Raw genomic sequence first — 16,663 nt, forward strand, 5'->3', positions numbered from 1 at the left:
CACATTCCGAACCCGGAAGCTAAGCCTCACAGCGCCGATGGTACTGCAGGGGGGACCCTGTGGGAGAGTAGGACACCGCCGGACTCCTTTTAGTCGAAATGGCCACCCATCGTTGGGTGGCCATTTTGCGTTTACGAGCGAAGAGAACAGAGAACAGGGAGCACCATGCCGGAAGAGGAAGAGCGCCGTCCACGTCGCAACGACGGGAACCAGCGCAACGAACGTCCTTCCGGAGGTCGCCCTGTGTACCGCGAGGGCGGTTCCCGTGCCGGCTCCGGCGACCGAAGCCCTCGGCGGGAGGGCGGCTACAACCGCGATGGGGGTGCCCCTCGTCGTGAAGGCGGTTACAACAACCGTGACGGTGGTGCCCCTCGTCGTGAAGGCGGTTACAACAACCGTGACGGTGGTGCCCCTCGTCGTGAGGGTGGTTACAACGACCGTGATGGTGCCCCGCGTCGCGAGGGCGGCTACAACCGTGACGGTGGTGCCCCTCGTCGTGAGGGTGGTTACAACAACCGCGATGGTGCGCCCCGTCGTGAGGGTGGTTACAACCGCGACAGCGCTCCGCGTCGGGAAGGCGGGTACAACCGTGACGGTGGTGCCCCGCGTCGTGAGGGTGGGTACAACCGCGATGGTGGTACTCCTCGTCGGGAGGGTCGCTACAACAACCGCGATGGTGCTCTTCGTCGTGAGGGTGGGTACAACCGTGACGGTGGTGCCCCGCGTCGTGAAGGTGGTTACAACCGTGACGGTGGTGCCCCGCGTCGTGAGGGTGGGTACAACCGTGACGGTGGTGCCCCGCGTCGCGAAGGCGGTTACAACAACCGTGATGGTGCCCCGCGTCGTGAAGGTGGCTACAACCGTGACGGTGGTGCCCCGCGTCGTGAAGGTGGTTACAACCGAGACTCCGCTCCCCGCCGCGAAGGTGGCTACAACCGTGATGGTGGTGCCCCGCGTCGTGAAGGTGGTTACAACCGCGACAGCGCTCCGCGTCGCGAGGGTGGCTACAACCGTGACGGTGGTGCGCCCCGTCGTGAAGGTGGCTACAACCGTGACGGTGGTGGCCCGCGCCGTGAAGGCGGGTACAACAATCGTGACAGCGCTCCGCGCCGCGAGGGCGGATTCGACCGCGAGCGGGGGAGTGACCGGTCCCGGTCCTTCCCGCAGCGTGGCGGCGCGGGGCGGGAGCGTCCTGCCAACGCGGCGAGCGAGCGTCCGCGGTTCGACGAGCCGCGCGTCCCGGAGGATGTCACGGCGCGCGACCTGCACCCCTCCGCGCGCAACGAGCTGAAGACGCTCAGCAAGGAGAACGCGGAGTTCGTCGCTCGGCATCTGGCGATGGCTTCTCGGCTGATCGACGAGGACCCGACCCTGGCGCACGAGCACGCACTCGCGGCGTCGCGTCGTGCAGGGCGCATCGCGATCGTCCGGGAGACCCTGGGCATCACCGCCTACGCGACGGGTGACTTCGCCCTGGCCCTGCGGGAGCTCCGCACCTATCGCCGGATCTCCGGCAAGGACGACCAGATCGCCCTCATGGTCGACAGCGAGCGAGGCATCGGACGTCCCGACCGCGCACTCGAGACCGGCCGCGCCGTGGACCGATCGGCTCTGACCACCCCCGTGCGCGTGGCTCTTGCGATCGCGATGTCGGGTGCCCGGCTGGACCAGGGCGACCTGGAGCTGGCCCTAGGGGAGCTCGAGATCCCGGAGCTCGACCCGGATCGCGCGTTCGAGTGGAGCCCCGCGCTCTTCGCCGCGCGCGCCGCAGTCCTGGAAGATCTCGGCCGCACGGACGAGGCGGAGTTCTGGGCGCACCGCGCCGAGGTCGCCGCGGAGGCTCTCGGTGTGGATGAGGCCGGCGACGAGGAGCTCTACGTCGAGGACGGTCTCGTCGAGGACGAGTTCTCCGAGGAGCACGCTGTCTCCGTCGAGGATGTTGTGTCCGACAAGGAGGAGTACTCCGCCGACGACACCGACTCCGACACCGTCTCCGAGGAAGAAGAGGCTTCCGACGCGGAGACCGGAGACGACTCGTCCTCCTCCGACACGAACGAGACCCCCGAGCCCGCCGAGCCGTCCATCGAGGACGAGGTGCGCGAACTGCTCGGCGAGGACGACGAGACGGAGGACGACTCGCCCTCCGAATCCGAGAAGCCGGAGGCGTAGTGGGGCTCTTCACACCCAAGGCACGGAGGTCTCGAGCGGGACGGACGCCTCTCGAGGGCGTGGACACCGTCCTCGCCGATCTCGACGGCGTCGTCTACGCCGGTCCGGGGGCTCTGCCGCACGCGGTCGAGAGCCTGAACGCCGCGGCGCACGCGGTGCGTCTCGGCTACATCACCAACAACGCTTCGCGCACGGACGCCTCCGTGGCCGCGCATCTGACGAGTCTCGGGCTCGACGTCGCTCCGCAGGACGTCGTCACGAGCCCGCAGGCCGCGATGCGTCTGCTGTCCGGGATCGTTCCCGCGCCGGCGACCATCCTCGTCGTCGGCGGCGACGGGCTCGTCGACGAGGTGCAGAAGGCCGGGTACACGGTGACGCGCAGCGCCGAGGACGCTCCGCAGGCCGTGGTGCAGGGGTTCGCGCCCGAGGTGGCCTGGACGGACCTCGCCGAGGCGGCGTTCGCGCTGAAGGTCCCTGAGGACGAGGGCGGCATCCCCTGGATCGCCACGAATACGGACTGGACGATCCCGCGCGAGCGCGGCGTCGCCCCCGGCAACGGCACCCTCGTCTCCGCCGTGCACACCGCGATCGGTCGCCTGGCGACGGTGGCGGGCAAGCCGGAGACCCCGATCTTCGAGGAGGCGCTCGCCCGCTTCGGTGCCGCGAAGGCTCTGTTCATCGGCGACCGCCTGGACACCGACATCATGGGCGCCAGCAGCGCCGGCATCGAGTCCGCGCTCGTGCTGACCGGCATCGACCGTCCCAAGCACGTCCTCGCCGCGCCGGAAGGTTCACGCCCGACCTACATCCTCGGTGATCTGCGCGGCCTGCATGAGCCGTATCCCGAGCCCGTCGTGACCGACGGCGTGTTCGACGTGAACGGTGCCGCCGTCCGCGTCCACGGAGCGGACGTCGAGATCGTCGCCGAGTCCGGCGAGCAGCTCGACCTCCTCCGCGCCGGCGCCGCGGCCATCTGGGCGTCCGGTACGCCGGTGTTCGTGCTGCGGGTTCCCGAACGGCTGTACGCCGACCCGTTCCACCGCCCCTGAGCCACGCGTGGCGCCGTCGGCCGTCGGCGGCGCCGCGTACAGTGGAAGCGTGAGTGACGAGACGACGACCAGCGCGCCGACGGACGGCCTGTGGAGTCGTCTGCGCCTGATCGAAGGGCAGCCGCTCTCCGCACGCGCGGACTTGTACTCGGCCCTCCACGATGAACTCTCTCGACGGCTCGAGAGCGGATCCCGGCTGGAACAGCGGGAGACTCCGGGACCACGATGACGCGACTCGACGCCGCCCTCGCCTCCCGAGGACTCGCCCGTTCGCGCACGCACGCCGCCACCCTCATCGCCGACGGTCTCGTGAGCGTCGACGGTCGCCCGGTCGTCAAAGCCTCGACCGCGGTCGGCGAGGAGAACACGATCACGGTGGCCGGCGCCGACCACTACGTCAGCCGCGGCGCGCACAAGCTCATCGCCGGGCTCGACGGCTTCACCATTCCCGTGCAGGGGCGCCTCGTGCTGGACATGGGAGCCTCGACCGGCGGCTTCACGCAGGTGCTGCGGCAGCGCGGCGCGCGGCGCGTGCTGGCTGTGGACGTCGGTCACGGCCAGCTCGCCCCGTCGATCGCCGCAGACCCCGGTGTCACCGCGGTCGAGGGCTTCAACGTGCGGCACATGACCCGTGACAGTCTCGCCGCGGCGACGGGGGAGTCCGCCTCGCCCGACCTGGTGGTGGGCGACCTCTCCTTCATCTCGCTCGAGCTCGTGCTCCCCGCGGTGGTCGCCGTCGCGGCGCCGGGGTCCGATGTCCTGCTGCTCGTCAAACCGCAATTCGAGGTCGGCCGGACGGCGGTGCGCGGCGGTCTCGTCACCGACCCCGCCACCCGTGCCGATGCCGTCGCCCGCGTGGCGTGGAGCGCGTGGGACGCGGGGATGGGGATGGCGGGGATCGTCTCCTCCCCGATCCTCGGAACCCACGGCAATGCGGAGTATCTCGTCCACCTCGTGCCGGGCGGCGGCAGCAATCCGACAGAATGGATGGACACCATCAACCAGCTGGCAGGGGGACGATGAACGAGCGCAGGATCCTGGTCGTCGCCCACGCGGGTCGCGTCGACACCGTCGCGGCCGCCCGCCGGGTGATCGACGCCCTCCGCGGCGCGGGAGTGCGCCCCGTCCTGGCGGCCGACGACCACGCGGAGCTCTCCGCGGTCGATGCGTTCTTCGCGGACGTCGAGGTGCTGGATGCCTCCGCCGGTCCGGCGTCCCTCGAGCTCGCGATCGTGCTCGGCGGCGACGGCACGATCCTCCGTGCGGCGGAACTCGTCCGCGACAGCGGCGCCCCGGTGCTCGGCATCAACATGGGCCACGTCGGCTTCCTCGCGGAGATCGACCGGGACGACATGGACGACGCGATGCGCCGCGTGATCGCCCGCGACTACGAGGTCGAGGAGCGCCTGGCGCTGTCGGTGCGCGTGAAGGACAGGTCGGGCGACGTCGTCTTCGAGACCTGGGCTCTGAACGAGGCGACCGTCGAGAAGGCGAGCCGCGAGCGCATGATCGAGGTGGTGCTCGAGATCGACGGGCGGCCGCTGTCGAGTTTCGGCTGCGACGGCATGGTCGTCTCCACCCCGACCGGCTCGACCGCCTACAACTTCTCCGCCGGCGGCCCGGTCATCTGGCCGACGGTCGAGGCCATCGCCGTCGTCCCGCTGTCGGCCCATGCCCTCTTCGCCAAGCCGCTCGTGGTGAGCCCCGACGCGGCCGTGGCGATCGAGATGCTGGAGCGGACGGACGGCTCCGGCATCCTCTGGTGCGACGGCCGTCGTTCCCACGACCTTCCGCCGGGTGCCCGCGTCGTCGTCCGTCGTTCGTCGCGCCCGGTCCGCCTCGCGCGACTGCACCCCACCGCGTTCACGAATCGTCTCGTCCGCAAGTTCCAGCTGCCCGTCGAGGGATGGCGCGGACAGGAACGGAGGAGCGAGGCATGATCGAGGAGATGCGCATGCAGGGGCTCGGCGTGATCGCCGATGCCGTCCTGCCTCTCGGCCCCGGCTTCACGGCCATCACCGGCGAGACCGGAGCGGGCAAGACGATGGTGGTCACCGGTCTCGGCCTGCTTCTCGGACAGCGCGCCGACTCCGGCGCCGTACGCAAGGGCGCGGCGCAGGCGTCGGTGGCCGGTGTGTGGATCGTGCCGGAGACCGGTGAGGTCGCCGACATCGTCGCCGAGGCCGGGGGAGAGCTGGAGCCGGCAGGCGCCGGGACTGCGGAGCTGTACGTCTCGCGCACCCTCAGCGCCGAAGGCCGCAGTCGCGCGAGCGTCGGCGGCCGCGCCGCACCGGCGGGTGTGCTGTCCTCGCTCGCCGACGAGCTCATCGTGGTGCACGGACAGTCCGAGCAGCTGCGGCTGCGATCGGCGGCCGCGCAGCGCGACGCCCTCGATCGCTTCGGCGGCGACTCCATCGCCCGGGCGCTGGAGGAGTATCAGGCCGCGTTCGAGCACTGGCGCACGCTCGACGCCGAGATCGTCGACATCACCGCGAACCGCGACCGGCGCGCCGAGGAGGCCGCCCGGCTGCGGGAGGACCTGGCCCTGATCGAGGCCACCGCTCCTGAAGAGGGCGAGGATGAGGAGCTGACGGCCCGCGCCGAACGCCTCGCGAACGCGGAGGAGCTGCGGCTCGCGGCCGCCCTGGCCCACGGCTCCCTCTCGAACGAGGAGGGCGAGCCGGATGCGTCGGCCCTGGTCGCGGAAGCCCGCCGAGCGATCGAGCGCGTGTCGGACCCGAAGCTGGCGGAGGTCGCCGAGACCCTGGCCGACATCGGCTACCGGATCGCCGACGCCGCCGGCGTGCTCTCCGGCTTCCTCGCCGACCTCGACGAGTCCGGCCCGCACGAGCTGGCAGCCGTCGAGGAACGCCGGGCCGCGCTCGGTGTCCTCATCCGTCAGCACGGTTCGCTGGCGGAGGCGCTGGCACTGTGGCAGACCGGTTCCGCACGGCTGGCCGAGCTCGACGACGACGGGGAGCGTCTGGAACGCCTCACCGCCGAGCGCGACGCGGCCAGGGCGGAGCTCGACGCCCGCGCCGACGCCCTCACCGCCGCCCGGAGCGAGGCCGCCGTCCGGCTCGGCGAGGCCGTGACCGCCGAGCTCCACGCGCTGGCGATGCCGGACGCACGCCTCGAGGTGTCCGTGGCGCCTGGCGCCGAGAGCACCCACGGGCGCGACGACGTCGCCATCCTGCTCGCGCCGCATCCCGGTGCCGAACCCCGCTCCGTCGCCAAGGGCGCGTCCGGCGGCGAGCTGTCGCGCGTGATGCTCGCGATCGAGGTCGTCATCGCGGCGACCGACCCGGTTCCCACCTTCGTGTTCGACGAGGTCGACGCCGGCATCGGCGGTGCCGCGGCCATCGAGGTCGGTCGACGACTCGCCCGACTCGCCGAGAAGTCGCAGGTGATCGCCGTCACCCATCTCGCGCAGGTCGCCGCCTTCGCGAACAACCACCTGACCGTCGTGAAATCGAACGACGGCGCCGTCACCGCCTCCAGCGTGCGGCGGCTCGACGGGGAGGAGCGCGAGGCCGAGATGGCCCGTCTGCTCTCCGGACTCGCGGATTCCGATGCCGCACTCACCCACGCCCGTGAGCTTCTCAGCCTCGGCGTCTGAACGAACTGTTAGGATAGAAGCCCGTGATGAACTCTTCTTCTGCGGGGCCCAAGAACGACACGACCAAGCACATCTTCGTGACTGGTGGTGTCGTTTCGTCTTTGGGCAAGGGGCTCACCGCGGCCAGCCTGGGCAACCTCCTGACCGCCCGCGGACTCCGCGTGGTCATGCAGAAGCTCGACCCGTATCTGAACGTCGATCCGGGCACCATGAACCCGTTCCAGCACGGCGAGGTCTTCGTGACCGACGACGGTGCGGAGACCGACCTCGACATCGGCCACTACGAGCGCTTCCTCGACATCAACCTGTCCGAGGCGGCCAACGTCACGACCGGTCAGATCTACTCGCAGGTGATCGCGCGGGAGCGCCGCGGCGAGTATCTCGGCGACACCGTGCAGGTCATCCCGCACATCACCGACGAGATCAAGCGCCGCATGCGGCTGCAGGCGACCGAGGACCCGCGTCCCGACGTGATCATCACCGAGGTCGGCGGCACGGTCGGCGACATCGAGTCGCAGCCGTTCCTCGAGTCGGCCCGCCAGCTGCGTCACGAGCTCGGCCGTGACAGCGTGTTCTTCGTGCACGTCTCGCTCGTGCCGTTCATGGGGGCGTCCGGCGAGCAGAAGACCAAGCCGACCCAGCACTCGGTCGCCGCGCTCCGTCAGGTGGGCATCCAGCCGGACGCGCTCGTGCTCCGCAGCGACCGCCCGGTGAGCGCGAGCAACCGCAACAAGATCGCGCTGATGTGCGACGTGGACGTCGAGGGCGTCATCAACACCGTCGACCTGCCGAGCATCTACGACATCCCCTCCACCCTCAACGAGCAGGGCCTGGACTCCTACATCGTGAGGCGCCTCGGTCTCGACCAGAAGGCGGACGACGTCGACTGGACGCGCTGGAACAAGGTGCTGCACGCCGTGCACAACCCGAAGCACGAGGTCACGATCGGTCTCGTCGGCAAGTACATCGACCTGCCGGACGCCTACCTGTCCGTGACCGAAGCCCTCAAGGCGGGCGGCTTCGCGCAGGAGACCAAGGTCAACATCCGCTGGATCCCGTCCGACCTCTGCGAGACGCCCGAGGGCGCGCAGGAGCAGCTGGCCGAGCTCGACGGCATCTGCGTGCCCGGCGGCTTCGGCATCCGCGGCATCGAGGGCAAGCTGGGCGCGCTGAAGTTCGCCCGCGAGCAGGGGATCCCGACCCTCGGCCTGTGCCTCGGCCTGCAGTGCATGGTCATCGAGTACGCCCGCGACGTGGCCGGTATCGCCGGAGCCTCGTCCAGCGAGTTCGATCCGGACACCGCGGAGCCCGTCATCGCGACCATGGCCGAGCAGATCGAGATCCTCGACGGCGGCGACCTGGGCGGCACCATGCGGCTCGGTCTCTACCAGGCCGCTCTCGCCGAGGGCTCGCTGGCGCGCGAGGTCTACGGCGCCGCCGAGGTGTCCGAGCGTCACCGCCACCGCTACGAGGTGAACAACGCCTACCGCGATCGCCTGTCGGAGGCCGGTCTGGTGTTCTCGGGCCTGAACCCGGAGCTGGACCTCGTCGAGTACGTCGAGCTGCCGCGCGACGTGCACCCGTACTACATCGCCACCCAGGCGCACCCGGAGCTGCGCTCGCGTCCGACCGACCCGCACCCGCTGTTCCGCGGTCTCGTCGGCGCGGCCATCGCCCGGCACCGCGCGAGCGAGCTGTTCGACGTGCCCGTCGATGAGTGAGCAGGGGATGGGCGCGGCGGACGAGTCGCTGCGCGACGAGTCCTTCGAGCCGGAGGTCCTGAGCAGCGACCTCGTCTACGAGGGCTACGTCTGGGACGTGCGCTCCGACCGGGTCCGGTACGGCGACGGCGAGATCGTGCGGCAGTACGTCGCCCATCCCGGCGCCGTCGCGATCCTCGCGCTGGACGACGAGGGGCGGGTGCTGCTCATCCAGCAGTACCGTCACCCGATCCGTCACCGCGACTGGGAGCTGCCGGCGGGCCTCCTCGACATCGAGGGGGAGGAGCCGATGGCGGCCGCCCGTCGCGAGCTCGCGGAGGAGGCCGACCTCGTCGCCGCCCACTGGGAGCCGCTGGTGTCCTCGTGGACGACGCCCGGCGGCAACGACGAGCTCATCCGGGTGTTCCTCGCGACCGGGCTCTCGGCCGCCGAGACCGCGCACGACCGCGAGGACGAGGAGGCGGACATCCGGCTCGCCTGGGTGCCGCTGGATGACGCCGTCGCGGGAGTGATGGCAGGACGCCTGCGCAACGGCATCCTCTCCATCGGCGTGCTGGCCGCGGCGCAGAGGCTGCGCGACCGAGGCTGAGGATGCTGCTCGATCGTGCCCTCGACGCGTACCTGCGTCATGTGACGATCGAGCGCGGGCTCAGTGCGCACACGGTCGGCGCCTACCGGCGGGACCTCGTGGGCTACCGGGACTGGCTCACGGCGGAGGGGATCGACGACACCGCGGACATCACGTCCATGGTGGTCGACCGTTTCGTCGCCGACCGTGCCTCGGCGGAGCCGCCGCCCGCGGCGACGAGCCTGGCGCGCCTGCAGTCCTCGGTGCGCGGCTGGCACCGGTTCCTCGCCCGGGAGGGCATCGAGGCGGACGATCCGACTGGGCGCCTCCGCCCGCCGAAGACCCCGCGCCGGCTGCCCAAGGCCCTCACGATCGACCAAGTCGAGCGGCTGCTCGCCGCGCCGTCGGTCGAGGAGCCGCTCGGCATCCGGGACAGGGCGCTGCTGGAGCTTCTCTACGCGACGGGTGCCCGGGTGTCGGAGGCGGTCGGGCTCGACGTCGACGACATGGCGCACGGCGAGGTGCTGCGCCTGCGGGGAAAGGGCTCGAAGGAGCGCATCGTCCCCGTGGGGTCGTATGCCCGCGCCGCCGTCGACGCGTATCTCACCCGGGTCCGCCCGGGCCTCGCGGCGAAGGGACGTGCGTCGGCCCGGCTCTTCCTCGGCGCGCGGGGCGCTCCGCTCTCGCGGCAGAGCGCCTGGCTGGCGATCCGTTCCGCCGCGGAGCGCGCGCAGCTCACCGCCGAGGTCTCCCCGCACACGCTGCGGCATTCCTTCGCGACCCACCTCCTGCAGGGCGGCGCCGACGTGCGCGTGGTGCAGGAGCTGCTGGGGCACTCCTCGGTCGCGACGACGCAGATCTACACACACGTCTCGGTGGACGCCCTCCGCGACATCTACGCGACCTCGCACCCCCGGGCACGCTGATCCCGCGCGGATCCGCGCCTCCTCCCGAGGCGGCCCGCCGCGCGCCGGGACGGCCGGGGAACGCATGGCCGCTACAATCGAGCAAGCACGAAGGAGCAGGAGAACCGGTGGCTGAGAAAGCGGCGAAGTCCAGGGCGAAGGCACAGAAGGCCGACGACACTCCCATGGGACCCACCGGCCGTCCGTATCAGGGCTTCCCGATCCCGGCGCCGCTGAAGTCGCACGGCCCCGCGCGCATCATCGCCCTCTGCAACCAGAAGGGCGGCGTCGGCAAGACGACGACGTCCATCAACCTCGCCGCCGCCCTCGCGGAGTACGGTCGCAAGGTGCTCGCGGTGGACTTCGACCCGCAGGGCGCCCTGTCCGCCGGTCTCGGCATCCAGACGCACGACGTGCCGACGGTCTACGACCTCCTGCTCGACACGAAGCGCGACGCCCACGACGCGATCGTGCACTCGAACGTGCCGGGTCTCGACGTCCTCCCCGCGAACATCGACCTCTCGGCCGCGGAGGTGCACCTCGTCAACGAGGTCGCCCGCGAGACGATCCTCGCCCGCGTGCTCCGGCAGGTGGCGGGGGAGTACGACGTCATCCTCATCGACTGCCAGCCGTCGCTGGGCCTGCTGACCGTGAACGCGCTGACGGCGGCGCACGGCGTCATCATCCCTCTCGAGTGCGAGTTCTTCGCGCTGCGCGGTGTCGCGCTCCTCATCGAGACCATCGACAAGGTGCGCGATCGCCTGAACCCCTCCATCGAGATGGACGGGCTGCTGGCGACCATGTACGACCCGCGCACGCTGCACTCGCGCGAGGTGCTCGAACGCGTCGTGGAGGCGTTCGGCGACGACGTGCTGGAGACCGTGATCGGCCGCACCGTGAAGTTCCCGGATGCGTCGGTCTCGGGGGTCCCGATCACCGAGTTCGCTCCGGAGCACGCGGCCGCACAGGCATACCTGCGGCTGGCCAGGGAGCTGGTCGCCCGTGGCGCCGTCGCCTGACGAGCTCGGAACCGCTGAGGTCCCGGCACTCGCCGACGCCGTCGACGGTGCGGAAGCTTCCTCCTCCGACGACGCCGGGTTCCGGGTCTCGCTGTCGAACTTCGACGGCCCCTTCGACCTCCTGCTGACCCTCATCTCCAAGCACGAGATGGACATCACCGAGGTGTCGTTGAGCGCCGTCACCAACGAGTTCATCGCGTACCTCGCCGACCTCGAGGACGAGGAGGAGCTGGACCAGGCGTCGGAGTTCCTCGTCGTCGCCGCGACCCTGCTCGACATGAAGGTGGCGGGTCTGCTGCCGCAGGGCGAGCTCGTCGATGCCGAGGCCGTGGCCCTGCTCGAAGCGCGCGACCTGCTCTTCGCCCGTCTGCTGCAGTACCGCGCGTTCAAGGAGGTCTCCGCGTGGTTCGCACGGTGCCTGCAGCGGGAGGACCGCCGCCACGTGCGCGCGGTGCCGCTGGAGGAGAAGCACCGGAAGCAGACACCCGAGCTCGTCTGGCCGCTCACGACCGACGACTTCGCGGCTCTGGCACTGCTGGCTTTCGCGCCGAAGGAGATCCCGCACGTCGGGCTCGACCACCTGCACGCACCCCTGGTCAGCATCCGGGAACAGGCCGCGATCGTCGTCACGCTGCTGCGCGGCACCGAGTCGCTGAGCTTCCGCGAGCTCGTCGCCGGCGTCACCGAACCGGGCATCGTCGTGGCCCGCTTCATCTCGGTGCTGGAGCTGTACCGGCACGCGGCGCTCTCCTTCGAACAACTGGAACCGCTCGGGGAGCTGACGCTCCGCTGGGCCGCCGACTCCTGGTCGGACGAGACACTCGCGACCCTGGGGGCCGACTATGACCGATGACATGACCGAGACGGAAACCGGGCTCCGCGAGGAACCCGACGCCGTGACGGGTGCCGAGCTCCCGCTCAGCGAGCGTGTGGAGGCGATCCTCTTCATCGTCGATGAGCCGATCGGCCTGGTGGCCCTCGCTGCGGCGGTCGGCGCGCCGGTTCCCGCCGTCCGGCAGACGGTCGAGTCGCTGGTCGAGGACTACGACGGTCGAGGCGCGGGTCCGCGGCGCGGCTTCGAGCTGCGAGAGGTCGGCGGTGGATGGCGGCTCTACGTCCGCGAGGACCTCGATCCGGTCGTGGCGGAGTTCGTCGGCGGTCAGGCGCCGGCCCGGCTCTCCCAGGCGGCGCTGGAGACGCTCGCGGTGATCGCGTACAAGCAGCCGGTGACCCGGAGCCAGGTGGCGTCGATCCGCGCGGTCAACGTCGACTCCGTGGTCCGCACCCTCCTCGCGCGGGGGCTGATCACCGAACTGTTCGCCGATTCCGAGACCGGCGCGATCAACTACGGCACGACCGATGCACTCCTCCAGCATCTCGGCATCAACTCTCTGGATGAGCTTCCGCCGATCTCGCCGCTCCTCGACGACGGCGCCGACGGCTTCGACGAAGGGACGGTCCGATGACCACCGACACCCACGATTCCAGCGCCCCCGAGGGCGTGCGACTGCAGAAGGTGCTCGCCGCGGCCGGTGTGGCGTCCCGTCGGGTCGTCGAGCAGTACATCGTCGAGGGACGCATCCGCGTGAACGGCCAGGTGGTCACCGAGCTCGGCCGCCGCATCGACCCGGAGCGGGACCTCGTGGACGTGGACGGCACCGCGGTGCAGCTCGACGTGTCCAAGCGGTACGTGATGCTGAACAAGCCGACGGGTGTGGTCAGCAGCATGCGCGACGAGAGCGGACGCCCCGATCTCCGACGCTTCACGAAGGACTACGAGGAGCGGCTGTACAACGTCGGGCGTCTGGACGCCGAGACCAGCGGACTGCTGCTGCTCACCAACGACGGCGAGCTCGCGCACGTCCTCGCGCACCCGTCCTTCGGCGTCACCAAGGTCTACATCGCGAAGGTGGAGGGGACGGTGACGGCGCAGACCATCTCGAAGCTCACGAAGGGCATCGAGCTGGAGGACGGCCCCATCGCCGCCGACAAGGCCCGCCTGCTCGACACGTCGGCGGGCTCGAGCCTCGTCGAGCTCACGCTGCACTCGGGACGCAACCGGATCGTGCGTCGCATGATGGCCGCGGTCGGTCATCCGGTCACGGAACTGGTGCGGCGGCAGTTCGGTCCGCTGCACCTGGGAACCCTCCCGGCGGGCCGGACGCGGGAACTGAGTAAAATCGAACTCGGCGCGCTGTTGACCCTCGCGCGCCGGGAATCCGGTGTCGCCGAGGCGCCAGGCGAGCAGGAGAGCGAATGACCCAGACGACGAGTGCGCCCGCGGCGCGGAAGGCCGGTGCCGTCGCGCCGCGCCTGTCCGGCACCGTGCGCATCGTCGGCGCCGGGCTGCTCGGTGCCAGCGTCGGCCACGCGCTCCGCGCGAAGGGTATCGACGTCGTCCTCACGGATGCGTCCCCCGCGCAGCTGCGCCTCGCCGTCGACTACGGCGCCGGACGCCTTCCGCAGGATGACGACGCCCCGGTGCTCGTCGTCGTGGCCGTGCCGCCGGACGTGACCGCCGACGTGATCCAGGCCGAGCTCGAGCGCTACCCCGACGCCGTCGTGACGGATGTCGCGAGCGTGAAGCTGGAGCCGTTCCGCACGCTCCGTGACCGCGGTGTGGACCTCGCCCGCTACATCGGCTCCCACCCGCTCGCCGGCCGGGAGCGCGGCGGGGCGATCTCGGCGCGAGCCGATCTGTTCATCGGACGGCCGTGGGTCGTGTGCCGCGACGAGGACACCACCGCGCGGGACCTCGCGCTGGTCGAGGCGCTGGCTCTCGATGTCGGCGCGATGCCGCTGGAGATGACCCCCGAGGAGCACGACCGCTCCGTCGCCCTCACCTCGCACGTGCCGCAGGTCGTCGCGAGCCTCCTCGCCGGACGTCTCGCCGGGGCCGAGGAGGGCGCCCTCCGCCTGGCAGGGCAGGGCGTGCGGGACACGACGCGCATCGCCGCGTCCGCTCCGGAGCTGTGGGTGCAGATCCTGGGTGCCAACGCCGGTCCCGTGGTCGAGATCCTCGACGCGCTGGCGACCGATCTGAGCGAGGTCGCCGATGCGCTGCGCGCTCCGGGCGCACCGGGTTCCCGTCGCGTGCTCGCGGAGACCATCCGCCAGGGCAACGACGGCGTCGAGCGCCTCCCCGGCAAGCACGGACAGAACCGACGCTTCGAGACACTGGTCGTCATGGTCGACGACACCGCCGGTCAGCTGGGTCGCCTGTTCGGCGAGCTCGGCGAGCTGGGCGTCAACGTCGAGGACCTGCGGCTGGAGCATTCTCCCGGCGCGCAGTTCGGCCTCGCCGAGATCAGTGTCGACCCCGCGGCGCTGCACGGCGCGATCACCGGGCTCCAGGAACGCGGCTGGCGCATCGCAGGGAACACCAATGACTGACACCTCCACCGTCTCCGCCACGAAGTTCATCGCCATCGACGGTCCCGCCGGGTCCGGCAAGTCGAGTGTGTCCAAGGCGATCGCGCGTCGCGAGGGCTTCGGCTACCTCGACACCGGGTCGGCCTACCGCGCTCTCGCCTGGCACGTGCTCGATCGCGGCGCGGACACCGACGACGCGGAGGCCGTGCGCGCCGCGGCCGCCGACTTCCCCGTCCGCCTCGGGCTCGACCCGGATGACCGCAGGGTACGTGTCGGCGACGTGGACGTGACGGAGGCGATCCGCGAGCCCCGCGTGTCCGGCGCGGTGAGCGGCGTGGCGCGGGTGCCCGAGGTGCGCACCCAGGTCAACGAGCTCTTCCGGGCACTGGTCGCCGAGGCGCCGTACCCGGCCGTGGTGGTCGAAGGTCGCGACATCACGACCGTCGTGGCACCCGATGCGCCTGTCCGCATCCTGCTGACCGCCGCACCGGAGGTGCGTGCCGCCCGCCGCGCGGGCGAGCTCGCAGGCGAGAACGCCGCCGCCGTCGCGGACGCCCTGCACAAGCGCGACGCCTCTGACAGCGCGGTCGTCGACTTCCTCAACGCCGCGGAAGGCGTGGAGGTCGTCGACTCGACCGCACTCGATTTCCCCCAGACCATCGACGCCGTCCTCGCGGTGATCGAACGACTCCGAGGAGCACACCGTGACTGACGACGAATACGAAGGCGGTCCCGACCAGCTCGCCGAGAAGATGGACCAGCTCGACGAGCAGCTGGCCGAGCAGCGCGCGGAGACCCTGCGCGCCGGCCTCGCCGACTACGAGCTGGACGACGAGGACGCGGAGCTCCTCGCGGGCATCACCCTCGGCGAGGACGGCATCCAGTACAGCCCCGCGCTGCCCGTGGTGGCGATCGTCGGGCGGCCGAACGTCGGCAAGTCCGCGCTCGTGAACCGCATCCTCGGCCGTCGCGAGGCCGTCGTGGAGGACACCCCCGGTGTCACCCGCGACCGCGTCACGTACAAGGCCGAGTGGAACGATCGTCGCTTCACGGTCGTCGACACCGGCGGCTGGGAACCCGACGCCCGGGGCATCGACCGTTCGGTCGCGGCACAGGCCGAGGTCGCGATCGACCTGTCCGATGTCGTGCTGTTCGTCGTGGACGCCATGGTGGGCGCCACGTCGACCGACGAGCACGTCGTGAAGCTGTTGCGCAAGAGCGGCAAGCCGGTCTTCCTCGTCGCCAACAAGATCGACGACGCGCGTCAGGAGCCGGAAGCGGCCGCCCTGTGGAACCTGGGTCTCGGGGAGCCGCACCCGGTCTCCGCGATCCACGGTCGCGGTGTCGCGGACCTGCTCGACGACGTGCTGAAGAAGCTGCCGGAGGTCTCCGCCGTCGCGAAGCAGGAGATCGGCGGCCCGCGCCGTGTCGCGATCCTGGGGCGCCCGAACGTCGGCAAGTCCTCGCTGCTGAACAAGGCCGCGGGGGAGGAGCGCGTGGTCGTCAACGACCTCGCCGGCACGACCCGTGACCCCGTGGACGAGGTCGTGGAGCTCGGCGGCAAGATGTGGCGCCTGGTCGACACGGCCGGTATCCGTCGCCGCGTGCACATGGCCCAGGGTGCCGACTTCTATGCTTCGCTGCGCACCTCCGCCGCCCTGGAGAAGGCCGAAGTGGCCGTTGTGGTGCTCGACGTCTCCGAGACGATCAGCGAGCAGGACGTGCGGATCATCGACCTCGTTCTCGAGTCCGGCCGCGCGCTCGTCCTGGCGTTCAACAAGTGGGATCGCCTGAACGACGACGACCTGGAGAACGCCGACCGTCGCCGCTACCTGGAGCGCGAGATCGAGCAGGACCTCGCGCATGTCGCGTGGGCCCCCCGCGTGAACATCTCGGCGAAGACCGGCCGTCACCTCGACAAGCTCGTCCCGGCGCTGGAGACGGCGCTGGAGAACTGGGATCGCCGGATCCCCACCGGCAAGTTCAACGCGTTCCTCGCCGAGCTCGTCGCCGAGCACCCGCACCCGGTGCGCGGTGGAAAGCAGCCGCGTATCCTCTTCGGGACCCAGGCCTCGACCCGTCCGCCGACGTTCGTGCTGTTCACGACCGGTTTCCTCGACCCGGGCTACCGCCGGTTCATCCAGCGCCGCCTGCGCGAGCTCTACCCGTTCGAGGGCACGCCGATCGTGATCAATATGCGGGTGCGTGAGAAGCGTCAGCGCTGACTCGTTGCCGCGCATG

At 70.7% G+C, this 16,663-nt stretch carries 17 protein-coding genes and 1 rRNA gene; all 18 read left to right on the forward strand.

The genetic code is table 11. The annotated features are described in order from the left end of the window. Positions 1-84 (forward strand): 5S ribosomal RNA (gene rrf, locus AB0P08_RS05310); the annotation flags it as partial. Between the two features lie 181 nt (positions 85-265). Continuing rightward, positions 266-1,291 carry a hypothetical protein gene (locus AB0P08_RS05315; RefSeq protein ID WP_363588624.1) on the forward strand — a complete coding sequence of 342 codons (1,026 nt, stop codon included), beginning with the start codon at positions 266-268 and terminating at the stop codon, positions 1,289-1,291. Positions 1,292-1,338: 47 nt separating this feature from the next. After that, positions 1,339-2,169, forward strand: coding sequence for a tetratricopeptide repeat protein (locus tag AB0P08_RS05320; protein WP_363588626.1), 831 nt, complete (start codon positions 1,339-1,341; stop codon positions 2,167-2,169). Further along, the gene (locus AB0P08_RS05325; RefSeq protein WP_522727299.1) at positions 2,169-3,218 is read left to right on the forward strand and encodes an HAD-IIA family hydrolase; all 1,050 of its coding nucleotides are present in this window, start codon (positions 2,169-2,171) and stop codon (positions 3,216-3,218) included. The genes AB0P08_RS05320 and AB0P08_RS05325 overlap by 1 nt, the downstream gene beginning before the upstream one ends. A 49-nt stretch (positions 3,219-3,267) precedes the next feature. Continuing rightward, a complete protein-coding gene (locus AB0P08_RS05330) occupies positions 3,268-3,447 on the forward strand; it encodes a hypothetical protein (RefSeq protein WP_187661855.1) in 180 nt (59 codons plus the stop codon). Then, a complete protein-coding gene (locus tag AB0P08_RS05335) occupies positions 3,444-4,241 on the forward strand; it encodes a TlyA family RNA methyltransferase (RefSeq protein ID WP_363588630.1) in 798 nt (265 codons plus the stop codon). Before AB0P08_RS05330 ends, AB0P08_RS05335 begins: the two co-directional genes overlap by 4 nt. Next, on the forward strand, positions 4,238-5,158 hold the full coding sequence (locus AB0P08_RS05340; protein WP_363588632.1) for an NAD kinase: 921 nt from the start codon (positions 4,238-4,240) through the stop codon (positions 5,156-5,158). Before AB0P08_RS05335 ends, AB0P08_RS05340 begins: the two co-directional genes overlap by 4 nt. Then, on the forward strand, positions 5,155-6,837 hold the full coding sequence (gene recN, locus AB0P08_RS05345; protein ID WP_363588634.1) for a DNA repair protein RecN: 1,683 nt from the start codon (positions 5,155-5,157) through the stop codon (positions 6,835-6,837). Before AB0P08_RS05340 ends, recN begins: the two co-directional genes overlap by 4 nt. A gap of 26 nt (positions 6,838-6,863) precedes the next feature. Beyond that, positions 6,864-8,558, forward strand: coding sequence for a CTP synthase (gene pyrG, locus AB0P08_RS05350; RefSeq protein ID WP_029989884.1), 1,695 nt, complete (start codon positions 6,864-6,866; stop codon positions 8,556-8,558). Further along, a complete protein-coding gene (locus AB0P08_RS05355) occupies positions 8,551-9,147 on the forward strand; it encodes an NUDIX domain-containing protein (protein ID WP_363588637.1) in 597 nt (198 codons plus the stop codon). Before pyrG ends, AB0P08_RS05355 begins: the two co-directional genes overlap by 8 nt. Positions 9,148-9,149: 2 nt before the next feature. After that, entirely contained in the window at positions 9,150-10,052 is a 903-nt protein-coding gene (gene xerD / locus AB0P08_RS05360; RefSeq protein ID WP_363588639.1) for a site-specific tyrosine recombinase XerD, read from the forward strand. A 164-nt stretch (positions 10,053-10,216) separates the two neighbouring features. Beyond that, positions 10,217-11,050, forward strand: a complete 834-nt coding sequence (locus AB0P08_RS05365) for a ParA family protein (RefSeq protein ID WP_164498181.1) — start codon at positions 10,217-10,219, stop codon at positions 11,048-11,050. After that, positions 11,034-11,903 (forward strand): segregation and condensation protein A, encoded by an 870-nt coding sequence (locus tag AB0P08_RS05370; protein WP_363588641.1) that lies wholly within the window; start codon positions 11,034-11,036, stop codon positions 11,901-11,903. The genes AB0P08_RS05365 and AB0P08_RS05370 overlap by 17 nt, the downstream gene beginning before the upstream one ends. Next, positions 11,893-12,516, forward strand: coding sequence for an SMC-Scp complex subunit ScpB (gene scpB / locus AB0P08_RS05375; RefSeq protein ID WP_187661848.1), 624 nt, complete (start codon positions 11,893-11,895; stop codon positions 12,514-12,516). Before AB0P08_RS05370 ends, scpB begins: the two co-directional genes overlap by 11 nt. Continuing rightward, the gene (locus AB0P08_RS05380; protein WP_363588643.1) at positions 12,513-13,310 is read left to right on the forward strand and encodes a pseudouridine synthase; all 798 of its coding nucleotides are present in this window, start codon (positions 12,513-12,515) and stop codon (positions 13,308-13,310) included. Before scpB ends, AB0P08_RS05380 begins: the two co-directional genes overlap by 4 nt. Then, positions 13,307-14,443, forward strand: coding sequence for a prephenate dehydrogenase (locus tag AB0P08_RS05385; RefSeq protein WP_363588645.1), 1,137 nt, complete (start codon positions 13,307-13,309; stop codon positions 14,441-14,443). Before AB0P08_RS05380 ends, AB0P08_RS05385 begins: the two co-directional genes overlap by 4 nt. Then, on the forward strand, positions 14,436-15,134 hold the full coding sequence (gene cmk, locus AB0P08_RS05390; protein ID WP_363588647.1) for a (d)CMP kinase: 699 nt from the start codon (positions 14,436-14,438) through the stop codon (positions 15,132-15,134). The genes AB0P08_RS05385 and cmk overlap by 8 nt, the downstream gene beginning before the upstream one ends. Positions 15,135-15,174: 40 nt before the next feature. After that, positions 15,175-16,647 carry a ribosome biogenesis GTPase Der gene (der, locus tag AB0P08_RS05395; protein ID WP_336502826.1) on the forward strand — a complete coding sequence of 491 codons (1,473 nt, stop codon included), beginning with the start codon at positions 15,175-15,177 and terminating at the stop codon, positions 16,645-16,647. The last annotated feature ends 16 nt before the right edge of the window (positions 16,648-16,663 follow it).

It is taken from the genome of Microbacterium meiriae, assembly GCF_040686935.1.
GTDB classification, from domain to species: Bacteria; Actinomycetota; Actinomycetes; order Actinomycetales; family Microbacteriaceae; genus Microbacterium; species Microbacterium meiriae.

What these genes read in the sequence shown, in the direction of transcription:
- AB0P08_RS05320 (WP_363588626.1), top strand. Translation starts at nt 1,339, where the DNA reads ATGGCTTCTCGGCTGATCGACGAGGACCCGACCCTGGCGCACGAGCAC.
- AB0P08_RS05335 (WP_363588630.1), top strand. Translation starts at nt 3,444, where the DNA reads ATGACGCGACTCGACGCCGCCCTCGCCTCCCGAGGACTCGCCCGTTCG.
- AB0P08_RS05340 (WP_363588632.1), top strand. Translation starts at nt 4,238, where the DNA reads ATGAACGAGCGCAGGATCCTGGTCGTCGCCCACGCGGGTCGCGTCGAC.
- recN (WP_363588634.1), top strand. Translation starts at nt 5,155, where the DNA reads ATGATCGAGGAGATGCGCATGCAGGGGCTCGGCGTGATCGCCGATGCC.
- pyrG (WP_029989884.1), top strand. Translation starts at nt 6,864, where the DNA reads ATGAACTCTTCTTCTGCGGGGCCCAAGAACGACACGACCAAGCACATC.
- AB0P08_RS05355 (WP_363588637.1), top strand. Translation starts at nt 8,551, where the DNA reads ATGAGTGAGCAGGGGATGGGCGCGGCGGACGAGTCGCTGCGCGACGAG.
- xerD (WP_363588639.1), top strand. Translation starts at nt 9,150, where the DNA reads ATGCTGCTCGATCGTGCCCTCGACGCGTACCTGCGTCATGTGACGATC.
- AB0P08_RS05365 (WP_164498181.1), top strand. Translation starts at nt 10,217, where the DNA reads ATGGGACCCACCGGCCGTCCGTATCAGGGCTTCCCGATCCCGGCGCCG.
- scpB (WP_187661848.1), top strand. Translation starts at nt 11,893, where the DNA reads ATGACCGATGACATGACCGAGACGGAAACCGGGCTCCGCGAGGAACCC.
- AB0P08_RS05380 (WP_363588643.1), top strand. Translation starts at nt 12,513, where the DNA reads ATGACCACCGACACCCACGATTCCAGCGCCCCCGAGGGCGTGCGACTG.
- AB0P08_RS05385 (WP_363588645.1), top strand. Translation starts at nt 13,307, where the DNA reads ATGACCCAGACGACGAGTGCGCCCGCGGCGCGGAAGGCCGGTGCCGTC.
- cmk (WP_363588647.1), top strand. Translation starts at nt 14,436, where the DNA reads ATGACTGACACCTCCACCGTCTCCGCCACGAAGTTCATCGCCATCGAC.
- der (WP_336502826.1), top strand. Translation starts at nt 15,175, where the DNA reads ATGGACCAGCTCGACGAGCAGCTGGCCGAGCAGCGCGCGGAGACCCTG.